Origin of the sequence: Paenibacillus crassostreae (assembly GCF_001857945.1) — a bacterium.
GTDB lineage: Bacteria > Bacillota > Bacilli > Paenibacillales > Paenibacillaceae > Paenibacillus_AQ > Paenibacillus_AQ crassostreae.
The window spans coordinates 3364908-3377767 of the sequence record NZ_CP017770.1; the positions used below are offsets into that span (position 1 = coordinate 3364908).

Genomic DNA, 12860 nt, shown 5'->3' on the forward strand with positions numbered 1-12860 from the left:
TAAATTAATATTGACACATGGAATATAGTTCTATATAATAAATTCATGAAAGTGCTTTCAATATTCAATCTTTTTTTGAAAGCGCTTATCGAAAACGTTTCAAATAATCAAGCTAGAATATTTGGAATGAGGTTTTTCATCTTGGTATAGACAGGAATGTTCCTGTGTTTACAATATAATTCAGTCATATTAAAGGGGGATTTACAGGTATGAAAGGGAGAACACCGAAAACGTTTGCGATGTTATTATTAGCTAGTGCGCTTCTTGTATCCGCTTGCGGAAACAATGGTGCTAGTAATAATACAGGAGAGACAAACGAACCAGCAGCAACAAATACAGAGGAAAAAGTCGATACAAGTCCTGTTACGTTTAGTTTTTTCGGGGCAGATGCTAGCCCTAACTGGAATAATATGCAAGATGAAGTTGGGAAAGCAATTACTGAAAAAACGGGTGTTACAATTAATGCTGAATTTGCCGTGCAAGGTGGCGGTCAAGATAAGATTGCTTTAATGGCTGCTAGTGGTGACTATCCGGATATGATTTTTGCTAAAGGCGATATTAGTAAGATGGTAGACGCTGAAGCAATGATTGATTTGACAGACTTAATTGAAGAGCATGCTCCAAACCTAAAGAAAGTATATGGTGATTACATGGATCGCCTACCTTATAGCAGTGAAGATAGAAGTATATATGTCCTTCCAAGTAATGCTCATGTAGGTCAGACTTATTTTGACTCTAGCGGAGGATTTGAAATTCAGCATGAAGTGCTAAAAGAACTAGGATACCCTGAAGTGAAAACTCTGGAAGATTACGAGAATGTATTACAGACATACTATGACAAACATCCAACGATTGATGGACAACCAACGATTCCATTAACATTAGATGCAGATGACTGGAGAATTATGATTACAGTTACAAACCCTGCATTTCAATCAACTGGGGCACCAGATGATGGTGAGTACTATATCAACCCTGAAACTTTCGAAGCTCAACTTCACTACAAACGTCCTGAAGAGAAAGAATATTTCCGTTGGTTGAACCATATGTATAACATTGGATTACTTGATAAGAACACATTCGTACAAAAGAGTGACGAATATAAAGCTAAAATCGCTAGTGGTCGAGTATTAGGTCTAATCGACCAAGAGTGGGGATATGCAGATGCAGAGAATGCTCTAAAAGCTTCAGGCAAACCTGAAAGATCATATGCTCACTTCCCTGTAACACTCACATCGGATATTGTAGACCATGGTTTCCAAGATACAGGGTTCATGGCTGGATGGGGTATAGGGATCACTACATCTGCTGAAGATCCAGTTCGTATTATTAAGTTCTTGGATTACTTAGCTTCTGATGAGGGTCAAATTCTTAAAAACTGGGGAATTGAAGGGAAACACTATGTAATCGAAGATGGCAAACGTGTTATTCCGGCAGATGTATTAGACAAGAAAATCAATGACGCTAGTAACTTCACTAAGACTACAGGTATTGGTTTGTATCTAACATTCTCTGGTCACTATGGTGATGGAGTACTAGATCCAACAGGTAATTACTATACAACTAACTTCCCTGAACAGATTGTAGCTAGCTACTCTGAACCAGAGAAGGAATCATTAAAAGCATATAATGCTACAACGTGGAAAGACCTATGGCCATCTGAAGATGAGATGCCTGTTAAACCTTGGGGGGCTGCTTGGGATTTAGCCGTTGAAGAAGGTTCAGAATATTCTGTAACATTCCAAAAGACTCAAGACATTATTCGTAAACGTATTCCTGAAGCGATTCTGACTACACCTGAGAAATTCGATGCAGTTTACGATGGTATGATTGCTGAATTGAATAAAGCTGGTGCAGAGAAGATGGAAGCTGAATATACAGAGTTAGTTAAAGCAAGAGTAGATCTTTGGTCTGGTAAATAAAAGGGAATAAAACTCAATAATAATACTTGAAGGGCTCTCGTTTTGAGAGCCCTTTTTTGTGATAAAAAACTCTGAAATAAGAGTGTACAAAATGTAGGAAATGGTATATATTATATTTGTAAGCACTTACAACAATAGTTTTTTTGTTTTAAGAAAACGGTTTCTAAACATCACGAATAACATACTTGCTTTAAAGATTTAGAGCATAATAGATACGGGAGGGTTATATTAAATGAAAAGAAAAACGCCAAAAACATTTGCAATGCTGCTCATTGCAAGTGCGCTACTGATTTCTGCTTGTGGAAATTCCAACACAAATAACTCCGGGAAAACAGCAGAATCCACGGGGAATTCAACAAGTACGAATGCGGTCAAGGAAGAGACAAATGACATTTCTCCAATAACGTTTACGTTCTTTGGAGCTGATGGTAGTCCGAACTGGAATAATATGAAGGACGATGTTGGACAAGTCATCACTGAAAAGACAGGTGTTACTATTAATGCAGAGTATGACATGAATAATGGCGGTGACGATAAGATCTCTCTTATGGCTGCGAGTGGTGACTACCCTGATATCATCTTCCCCAAAGGTAACTTAACTAAATTGGTTGATGCAGAAGCTATGATCGATATGACAGACTTAATTGAGGAACATGCTCCTAACTTGAAGAAGTTATATAGTCAGAACCTTAATCGCCTTAAATATAGTACAGCTGATCCAGCCATTTATACAATCCCTACGAATGGTTCTGTCGACCAAACGAGTTTCGATGCAAGCGGTGGATTTGAGATTCAACATAGAGTGTTGAAAGAACTAGGTTATCCTGAAATTCGTACCACAGTAGATTTTGAGAAAGCCTTAAAGGATTATGTAGCGCTACACCCTGAAACAGATGGTGTTCCAACAATTCCATTGTTACTAAATGCTGATGACTGGAAAATTATGATTACGGTTACAAACCCGGCATTTACGGCAACGGGCTTATCGGATGATGGGGAGTTTTATATTAATCCTGAAACATACGAAGCACAATTACACTACAAACGTCCGGAAGAGAAAGAATACTTCCGTTGGTTGAATCATATGTACAATGAGGGACTTCTAGATAAAGATACATTTGTACAAAAAGATGACCAATACCAAGCTAAAATTGCAAGTGGTAGAGTTCTTGGATTAATTAGCCAAGAGTGGGAATATAGTAATGCTGAGAATGCCCTTAAAGCTGCTGGGAAAGATGAATACACTTATGGACATTTTCCAGTGACAATATCTGAAGATATTCTTGATCATTCTTTCCAAGATATCGGATTTGATGGATATGGTATTGGTATCACAACGTCTTGTGAAGATCCAGTTCGAGCTATTAAATTCTTAGACTGGATGGCATCTGAGGAAGGTCAAGTACTAAGAAACTGGGGGATTGAAGGGAAGCACTATAATGTAGAAGATGGTGTTCGCGTTGTTCCCGCAGATGTTCAGGATAGAAAGAATAATGATAATATAGCATTCACTAAAGAAAGCGGCATTGGACTCTACTTTGTCTTCAGTGGACACTATGGAGATGGTGTAAAGGACTCTACTGGTAACTATTATACTACGAACTTCCCTGAACAGATTATTGCCAATTACTCTGATGTTGAGAAGGAATCATTAGCAGCATATAACGCTACAACTTGGAAGGACTTATTCCCAAGTAAAGATGAATTCCCAGTGAAAGTGTGGGGAGCAGCGTATAATATGCCGGCTCCAAGTGACCCAGAATACACTGTAGCCTATCAAAAAACTCAAGATATTATTCGTAAACGTATTCCAGAAGCGATTCTTGCTAAACCTGAAAAATTCGATCAAATTTTCGATGATATGCTAGCAGAACTTGATAAAGTTGGAGCCGTTCAGATGGAACAAAAATACACTGAGTATGTTCAAGATAGAGTGAAATTATGGACGGGTCAATAATTAAGGATATTTGATAATAATACTTAAGGAGCTCTCAATTTGAGAGCTCCTTTTTATGCTGATAATTTTCGGAAATAAGGATATACAAGATAGGAAAAATGATTTATAATTTACAATGTAAGCACTTACATTTTTGAGGTCTTTTCGAGAAAACGATTTCCGCACACCATGATTCTCATTTTTGCTTTAATGATTAAAAATTATATTTATCATGGGGGTTATGTTTAATGAAAAGAAAAACACCAAAAACATTCGCAATGCTACTAATCGCAAGTGCATTACTGATTTCTGCTTGTGGAAACAACAACAGTAATAACTCCAGTAATACAGCAGAACCAGTGGGGAATTCTACAACCACAAATGCAGTAAAGGAAGAAGCTGAAGACATTTCTCCAATAACATTTACTTTCTTTGGAGCGGATAGTAGTCCTAACTGGGTTAATATGGAAGATGATATCGGACAAGAGATCATTAAGCAGACGGGTGTTACCCTTAATGCTGAGTATGACATGACAGGGAATGGTGGAGAAGATAAGGTCGCTTTAATGGCAGCGAGTGGAGACTACCCAGATATTATCTTCCCTAAAGGTAACGTGACCAAATTGGTTGAAGCGGGTGCCCTGATTGATATGACGGATTTAATTGAAGAACATGCTCCTAACTTGAAAAAGTTATATAGTCAGAATCTTAATCGCCTTAAATATAGTACTTCTGATCCAGCTGTGTATACGATCCCTACTAATGGTGCTGTCGATCAAACGAGTTTTGATGCAACAGGTGGATTTGAGATTCAACATAGAGTACTGAAAGAACTAGGTTACCCAGAAGTTAGAACACTTCAAGATTTTGAAAACGTTTTAAAAGAGTATGTAGCTTTACACCCCGAAACAGATGGTGTTCCAACAATCCCATTGTTACTGAATGCAGATGACTGGAAAATTATGATTACGGTTACGAACCCAGCATTTTTAGCAACAGGTTTAGCGGATGATGGAGAGTTTTATATTAATCCTGAGACTTATGAAGCCCAATTACACTATAAACGTCCTGAAGAGAAGGAGTACTTCCGTTGGTTGAACCATATGTATAATGAAGGTCTACTAGACAAAGATACATTTGTACAAAAAGATGACCAATATCAAGCTAAAATTGCAAGCGGTCGGGCTCTAGGATTGATTAGCCAAGAATGGGAATACCAAAATGCGGAGAATGCACTGAAAGCTGCAGGAAAGCATGAGTATACTTACGCACATTTCCCAGTAACGATATCTGAAGATGTTCTTGATCATTCTTTCCAAGCTACAGGGTTTGATGGATACGGTCTTGGTATCACAACGTCTTGTAAAGATCCAGTTAGAGCTATTAAATTCTTAGACTGGATGGCTTCAGAGGAAGGTCAAGTTCTGAGAAACTGGGGATTAGAAGGGAAGCACTACACGATTGAGGACGGTATTCGTGTTATCCCTGCAGAAATTCAGGATAGAAAGATGAATGACAATATTCCTTTCACTAAAGAAAGTGGGATTGGGCTGTATGGGATAATTAGTGGGAAATATGGAGATGGCGTAAAGGATTCAACTGATAACTATTATACAACCAACTTCCCTGAACAGATTGTTGCCGGTTACTCTGATGCTGAGAAGGAATCGTTAGCAGCTTATAACGCAACAACTTGGAAGGACTTATTCCCAGGTGAAGATGAATTCCCAGTAAAAGTGTGGGGAGCAGCTTATAATATGCCGGCTCCAAGTGACCCAGAATACACTGTAGCCTATCAAAAAACACAAGATATTATTCGTAAACGTATTCCAGAAGCGATTCTTGCAAAACCTGAAAAGTTCGATGAAATTTTCGATGGTATGTTAGCAGAACTTGATAAAGTTGGAGCCGTTCAGATGGAACAAAAATACACTGAGTATGTTCAAGATAGAGTGAAATTATGGACGGGTCAATAAAACCACTAGTATCGAGAAATGAATAAATAAGCTGAAATGGCTACGCCGTCCTTATAAAGGAGATTATCCTTTCGATGTTAGCGATACTTCGTATCACTTTAGGGTATCCGTCTCCGCCGAAATATAAGGTATAGAGTATGAAGAATCAATTTCATAATTACGCAACTCGATTTAGATGCATCGGTGATTATGAAATTGATTCAAGTGAAACTTATACTTTTTTATATTTTAAGATAAACAGGCAGTTTAGAGGATGATGTTCCTTTAGCTGCCTGTTTCTATTTTGTGGTCGATGAAGGTGCTTAATGATATAATTAATTTTTGTATGAGAGCAGAATAGTTAGGAGTGAAATCTATGACAGCAGATAGGAAGAAAAGCTGGGTAATGTCTTATCTAAAGCCAGCTTCAAAGTGGGAAGAGGCACTTCCGCTAGGTAATGGACGTATGGGTGCTATGGTATATGGTGGAATTGTAAAAGAAGAATTTCAATTAAATGAAGATACACTTTGGTCTGGTTTTCCACGAGATAGTGTACAATACAATAGCTTACGTTATTTGAACAAATCGAGAGCATTGATTAATGAGGGTAAGTATAAAGAAGCAGAGAACTTGATTAATACACATATGTTAGGTAAAGATTCTGAAGCTTATCAACCGATGGGACATCTGATTATGGAGCAAGAGGGTCTAGTAGATGTTCAGGACTATCGACGTGAGTTAGATCTTAGTACGGGTATTTCGCATACGTCATTCCAAAGTGGGGATACCAGGTATATAAGAGAGTCGTTCATTAGTGCTGTAGATCAGGTCATGGTCGTCACTCTGAGTGCTAAAGGATCTGCAAAAATTAATGTGAAAGCAATGCTAGAAAGTCCACATCAACCTCGAATTTCGGTGAAGGAAGATCAGACCGTTGTGCTTAAAGGGCGTTGTCCAAGCCATATTGAATCGAATTATTTCAGAGATCATCCGCAGTCTATCTTATTTGAAGAAGGTCTGGGTGTAGGGTTTGAGTTACATATAAAAGCTGTTGCCCAAGGTGGAACATTGAGTTTAACGAATAATGTATTACATGTTCATGATGCAGAGTCTGTAACATTCTATATGACAGCAGTAAGTGAATTCGAGAAATTCGATGTAATGCCTGGTTCAACTGGCAAAGATATCGATGAGGTCTGTTCAAACGTATTAAGACAAGCCATACGCATTGGTGAAAGGGCATGTTATGATCGCCATGTGAAGGATCATACAGAATTGTTCGGACGTGTTGATCTGCATTTAGGTTCTAGCACGAATAGTATACTTCCAACGGATGTTCGTTTGAAGGCTTATCAAGATGGAGAACAGGATTCTGAACTTGAAGCGTTGTATTTCCAATATGGACGTTATCTACTTATGGCTAGTTCTCGTCCAGGTACACAGGCCGCTAACTTACAAGGGATATGGAATAACTCCATGGAGCCACCTTGGGGCAGTGAGTATACAACTAATATTAATACGGAAATGAACTATTGGTTAGCTGAAATTGGTAATCTTAGTGAGTGTCATGAACCACTATTCGATTTAATTGAGAATCTTTCTACCACTGGGCGTCGCACAGCGAATGTGAATTATCAGGCTCGCGGATGGGCTGCACATCATAATGTAGATATTTGGGGTCAATCTACCCCCTCTGGCGGTGATGCAAGTTGGGCTTTCTGGCCAATGGGCGGAGTTTGGTTGACATCACATCTATGGGAGCATTATCTATTTACAGGTGATAACGAATTTCTGAAGAATAAAGCTTATCCGGTAATGATGGGTGCAGCTCGATTCTGTTTGGATTGGTTGGTAGAAGGTCCTGAGGGTTATCTCGTTACGAATCCATCTACTTCACCAGAGAATAAATTTCTAACACCTGAAGGTGAGCCATGTAGTGTCTCCATGGCAAGCACGATGGATATGACATTAATACGTGAGTTGTTTACAAACTGTCTTGAAGCCATTTCTATACTCGGACTAGATGGAGATTTCGGTATGGAAATCTCAGCAGCCTATGAACGGCTATATCCATTCAAGATTGGTGAACATGGACAACTTCAAGAATGGTTCCGTGATTTCGAAGAGAGTGAACCAGGACATCGACATGTATCACATTTATATGGTGTGTATCCAGGTCATGAAATTAATCGATTTGAGACACCTGAACTAATTCAAGCAGCCTCAACTTCTCTTAAGCGTCGTATTACTAATGGTGGTGGGCATACAGGTTGGAGCTGTGCTTGGTTAATTAATCTCTATGCACGTTTGTTAGATGGGGAATCGGCATACCAATTTGTTCACACTTTATTGGCTCGATCTACACATCCGAATTTATTTGATGACCATCCACCATTCCAAATTGATGGTAATTTTGGGGGAGCTGCGGGAATCATCGAGATGTTACTTCAAAGTCATCTGAATGAGATTCATCTACTGCCTGCGCTTCCTAGTGAGTGGAGCAAAACTGGTTATATTAAAGGTGTTAAAGCTCGAGGTGGGTTCATCATTGATATGGAATGGGAGAAAGCTAAGCCAGTAACCGTTTGTATCATATCTGAACTAGGTGAACAATGTAATCTTCGCACTAATACTCCACTAGTGCTAGAGGATGGAACAGCTATTGGGAAATGGGATTCCTTAACAGAACAATTCACATTACAACTTGATACAACTAGAGGAGAAAAGATCAAGTTAATGGCACAAAATTAATGTAGTGAAACTTAGGAGGTAATATTTATGTCAGAACAATCTATATCCCGTATTATTGATCATACGCTACTTAAGGCGGATGCAAAGAAAGAAGATATTCAAAAATTAGCTGAAGAAGCTAAAATTCATGGATTTGCATCAGTATGTGTGAATCCAGCATGGGTGGCAGTAGCTCACGAAGTTTTGAAGGATACACCAGAAGTGAAAGTATGTACAGTTATTGGATTTCCACTTGGGGCGTCTACACCTGAAGTTAAAGCATTTGAAGTGGAGAATGCGATTGCGAACGGTGCAGGTGAAGTAGATATGGTGATCAATATTGGTGCTTTAAAGGGACAGGATGACGCTTTAGTATTAAGAGATATCGCAGCTGTCGTTCAAGCAGCTAGTGGAAAAGCGCTCACCAAGGTGATCATCGAGACGTGCTTACTAACAGATGAAGAAAAGGTACGTGCTTGCAAACTAGCTGTCGAAGCGGGTGCTGATTTTGTTAAAACATCTACAGGATTCTCTACTGGAGGTGCAACGAAAGAAGACATTTCATTGATGCGTGCAACAGTGGGTCCTAATATAGGTGTTAAGGCTTCAGGTGGTGTACGTAGTGCAGAAGATGCGAAAGTCATGGTTGAGGCTGGTGCATCTCGTATTGGTACAAGTGGTGGAGTCGCTATCGCTAAAGGGGAACAGTCCAATAGCAGTTATTAATCAAAGCTACACTCGATAACAGCTGCACTATCTTAAAAAAAATAAAAGTTATATACAAGAAATGACCCTCTTTCGTAGAGGGTCATTTCTTGTATATAACATAATCAACTCAAATATAATCATTCTGTATATATGACTTTGCTGTTTTAATTATTGTGATAAAAATGATACACAAAAGTTACTAAATGAACTATAATGAACCCATATGAACTATAATTAAAAATACGAGTTAAAAGAGAGGATTTAATAACTATGGAAAATCGCTATGTATCACATCCCAACGATGTAAAGGTGTTCAATACAGAACGTTTACGTGAGGAGTTCCTGATTGATTCTTTATTTGCTACTGATGAACTTGTGACCGTTTACACTCATGTGGATCGTTTTATTGTAGGATCAGCAGTACCTGTCACGAAGGATATAAAGCTTGAGGTGAATCTTAAGGATATTGGAACAGATTATTTCCTAGAACGTCGCGAGATTGGCATTATTAATGTAGGAAGTAAAGGTGTTGTGATTGTTGATGGTATGGATTATGAGGTGGATGCGAAAGAATGTCTATACATTGGACTTGGCGTAAAGGAAGTTGTGTTCAAGAAAAATGGGGGTTCACAACCTGCTCGTTTCTATTTCAACTCATCTCCAGCACATAAGTCATATCCAACGAAGAAATCAACGCAGGCAGAAGCTACTCCGAATCATTTGGGCAGTATTGCTTCTTCTAATGAACGGACTATTTACAAGTATATTCATCAAGATGGAATTCAAAGTTGCCAGCTTGTCATGGGTATGACAGAACTCGATCCAGGGAATATGTGGAACACTATGCCAAGTCATACGCATAATCGCCGTTCGGAAATATACTTATATTTCAATCTTCCAGAGGATGGAGTAGTATTTCATATGATGGGCCAACCGGATGAAACGCGGCACTTGGTTGTTCGAAATGAGCAGGCTATTATCTCACCAAGCTGGTCTATCCACAGTGGTGTAGGAACAAGTAACTATACATTTATTTGGGGAATGGCTGGTGAGAACCAGACATTTAATGATATGGATGCGGTAGCTATGCAAGATCTGCGTTAATTTATTATAGAAAGCGATGAAACGCTATGAGTCCCTTAAAACGACATGAAAAAATTATGGAGGCCTTAATTTCGGGGCAGGAAGTTACGGTTGTAGAATTGAGTGAGATGTTACAGGTGACAGGTAAAACTGTACGTGAGGATCTCGATAAGCTAGAAAGTATGGGACTCCTAACAAGAGTCCATGGTGGAGCAATATTAGCACAAAATGATCAATTTGGAATTCTAACTAGTAAAGGTGTTACAGAAAAGCATAGTCAAGAGAAAGTTCAAATTGCACAACATGCACTACAGTACATTGAACAGGGTGATATTATTGCGCTGGATGGTGGTAGCACGACACTGGAAATTGCTAAACGGTTGGACAATCAACCCTTGACGGTCATTACCAATGATCTATTCATCATTAATGAATTGACCAGGAAGGACCAGATTATGCTAGTCGTTCCTGGTGGATCACGTGTGCGTAACGTATTAGTGAATGAGGATGCTCCGCGTATGATTTCCGAGTTGAATATTCACAAAGCATTTATTTCGGCTACGGCTATACATCCTGAGTTTGGATTGTCGATTTACACGGGGGATTTAGTTCCTCTAAAAAAAGCATTCATTCAAACGGCGCAACAAGTATATGGTGTCGTTGATCATATTAAATTTGGCCAATTTGCACTTAGGACCTTCGCTACATGCGCTGAAATGGATGTCATTATTACGGACAGTGGACTTCCTGAACAAATGGCCAAGAGATTTAGTGAATCTGGTATTACTTTAGACTATAAATCTTTGGAGGAATAAATCATGGGATTATTCGATTTAACAGGTAAAGTTGCTGTGGTTACTGGGGGCGGGAGTGGTCTTGGTCAAGGAATGGCTATTGGATTCGCAGAGGCTGGGGCAGATATTGTATCTATCTCTTATACAGATAGTGATGAAACGGTAAAAGCTGTAGAAAACCTAGGACGTAAAGCACGTCAGATCAAGGCCGATCTAAGTGATGAAACGGTATTAGAACATGTATTTAATGAGGCGCTTGGGTTCTTTGGTAGAGTAGATATTCTAGTTAATAATGCGGGAATTATACGTCGGGTACCAGCAGTTGATCACCCAGCGAAAGATTGGCATGATGTGATCAATCTTAACTTGAATACTGTATTCTTTCTTTGTCAGTTAGCAGGTAAGCATATGATCGAACGTGGTAGTGGCAAAATTATTAATGTAGCTTCAATGCTATCCTATCAGGGTGGAATTAATGTTCCAGGATATACTGCGAGTAAACATGCGGTAGCAGGAATTACGAAATCATTCGCAAATGAATGGGCATCTAAAGGTATTCAGATCAATGCGATTGCTCCAGGCTACATGGCGACAGACAATACATCAGCCCTCCGCGCTGATGAAGGTCGCTCTAAGGATATTCTAGCTCGTATTCCTGCATCACGCTGGGGAACGCCCGCTGATCTGAAGGGTCCTGCTGTATTTCTTGCATCTGAAGCATCGGATTATTTGAATGGTCACGTCGTTTGCGTAGACGGTGGATGGATGGCACGATAATAGTTGTAGCAGGGGGATAGAATGATGCAATTGGGAATTCTTGCTCATATATTTGGTAAACAGCCTTATGCAGATTTAGCGAAATCTGTTGCTACTCATGGGTTCTCATATGTTCAGCTAGCATTATCTAAAGCACTCTCTGATATTGATTCCACATATGGAAAGTTGAGTCCTGGCTTAGCTAATACAATAGGAGAAGCGTTCGATCAGCAAGGTGTTAGGATTGCAGTTTTGGGATGCTATATTGATCCTGTGAACCCTAATAAGGAACAACGCCGAATGGACTTGAACCGGTTTAAGGAGCATCTTCGCTATGCTCGTGACTTCGGGTGCAGTATGGTCGCCACAGAGACTGGAAATTTGAATACCTATCAATCAACATTTCCGGATCGTTTCGAAGAAATGGGATGGAAGATCTTCCGTGAGAGTATGGAGGAACTGACAGAGGAAGCAGAGAAGTGGGGCGTTCATATTGCTGTTGAACCAGTATCAGTGCATACGGTGCATTCGAAAGAGCATACGCTCCGTTTGTTCGAGGAGATACCGTCATCAAATCTAGGTTTATTATTTGATCCTTGTAATATGATGAAGATCGAACATGTGGAAGATCAGGCGAGCTTCTTACATGGGATATTTCAAGACTTATATTCAAGGATGATCATGATTCATAGTAAAGATGTTGCGTTCTCTGCTGATCAAGTCAAGGGTAACCCTGTTCCAGGGAAGGGGATATTGGATTATCCATTATTCTTTGAACTGTTACAAACGTATACTCCTCATATTGATATTTCTCTTGAAGGGGTTACTGCTGAACAGTCAACTCAAGCTTCTACTTATTTAAGAGAAATATGGAACAGTGTGAGTCGATCTTTCCAAATGTAAATATTTATGAGAAGATATGAATAGTACATGCATAATATCATCATATTTATAATTGATAAGGGAGGCTTTACC

9 protein-coding genes are annotated in these 12860 nt (G+C 39.3%); all 9 read left to right on the forward strand.

Going from position 1 to position 12860, the window contains the following annotated elements; all coding sequences use genetic code 11:
- Positions 1-209 precede the first annotated feature (209 nt).
- Complete coding sequence (locus LPB68_RS15425; protein WP_068656832.1) at positions 210-1922, forward strand: ABC transporter substrate-binding protein; 1713 nt, start codon at positions 210-212, stop codon at positions 1920-1922.
- 232 nt (positions 1923-2154) lie between these two features.
- Positions 2155-3879: an ABC transporter substrate-binding protein gene (locus LPB68_RS15430; RefSeq protein WP_068656830.1), complete on the forward strand. Its 1725-nt coding sequence runs from the start codon at positions 2155-2157 to the stop codon at positions 3877-3879.
- Positions 3880-4106: 227 nt separating this feature from the next.
- Positions 4107-5834, forward strand: a complete 1728-nt coding sequence (locus tag LPB68_RS15435; RefSeq protein WP_068656828.1) for an ABC transporter substrate-binding protein — start codon at positions 4107-4109, stop codon at positions 5832-5834.
- A gap of 355 nt (positions 5835-6189) precedes the next feature.
- Entirely contained in the window at positions 6190-8565 is a 2376-nt protein-coding gene (locus LPB68_RS15440) for a glycoside hydrolase family 95 protein (protein ID WP_068656826.1), read from the forward strand.
- 27 nt (positions 8566-8592) lie between these two features.
- Positions 8593-9270: a deoxyribose-phosphate aldolase gene (gene deoC / locus LPB68_RS15445; protein WP_068656824.1), complete on the forward strand. Its 678-nt coding sequence runs from the start codon at positions 8593-8595 to the stop codon at positions 9268-9270.
- Between the two features lie 252 nt (positions 9271-9522).
- Positions 9523-10356 (forward strand): 5-dehydro-4-deoxy-D-glucuronate isomerase, encoded by an 834-nt coding sequence (gene kduI, locus LPB68_RS15450; protein WP_198402135.1) that lies wholly within the window; start codon positions 9523-9525, stop codon positions 10354-10356.
- Positions 10357-10382: 26 nt separating this feature from the next.
- Positions 10383-11150, forward strand: a complete 768-nt coding sequence (locus tag LPB68_RS15455; RefSeq protein ID WP_068656820.1) for a DeoR/GlpR family DNA-binding transcription regulator — start codon at positions 10383-10385, stop codon at positions 11148-11150.
- Between the two features lie 3 nt (positions 11151-11153).
- On the forward strand, positions 11154-11906 hold the full coding sequence (kduD, locus tag LPB68_RS15460; RefSeq protein WP_068656818.1) for a 2-dehydro-3-deoxy-D-gluconate 5-dehydrogenase KduD: 753 nt from the start codon (positions 11154-11156) through the stop codon (positions 11904-11906).
- Between the two features lie 21 nt (positions 11907-11927).
- The gene (locus tag LPB68_RS15465; protein ID WP_068656817.1) at positions 11928-12788 is read left to right on the forward strand and encodes a sugar phosphate isomerase/epimerase family protein; all 861 of its coding nucleotides are present in this window, start codon (positions 11928-11930) and stop codon (positions 12786-12788) included.
- Positions 12789-12860: the final 72 nt, after the last annotated feature.

Excerpts from the sequence above, each read along its gene's own strand:
- LPB68_RS15425 (WP_068656832.1), top strand. The coding sequence starts at position 210 with ATGAAAGGGAGAACACCGAAAACGTTTGCGATGTTATTATTAGCTAGT.
- LPB68_RS15435 (WP_068656828.1), top strand. The coding sequence starts at position 4,107 with ATGAAAAGAAAAACACCAAAAACATTCGCAATGCTACTAATCGCAAGT.
- LPB68_RS15440 (WP_068656826.1), top strand. The coding sequence starts at position 6,190 with ATGACAGCAGATAGGAAGAAAAGCTGGGTAATGTCTTATCTAAAGCCA.
- LPB68_RS15465 (WP_068656817.1), top strand. The coding sequence starts at position 11,928 with ATGATGCAATTGGGAATTCTTGCTCATATATTTGGTAAACAGCCTTAT.
- kduD (WP_068656818.1), top strand. The coding sequence starts at position 11,154 with ATGGGATTATTCGATTTAACAGGTAAAGTTGCTGTGGTTACTGGGGGC.
- deoC (WP_068656824.1), top strand. The coding sequence starts at position 8,593 with ATGTCAGAACAATCTATATCCCGTATTATTGATCATACGCTACTTAAG.
- kduI (WP_198402135.1), top strand. The coding sequence starts at position 9,523 with ATGGAAAATCGCTATGTATCACATCCCAACGATGTAAAGGTGTTCAAT.
- LPB68_RS15430 (WP_068656830.1), top strand. The coding sequence starts at position 2,155 with ATGAAAAGAAAAACGCCAAAAACATTTGCAATGCTGCTCATTGCAAGT.
- LPB68_RS15455 (WP_068656820.1), top strand. The coding sequence starts at position 10,383 with ATGAGTCCCTTAAAACGACATGAAAAAATTATGGAGGCCTTAATTTCG.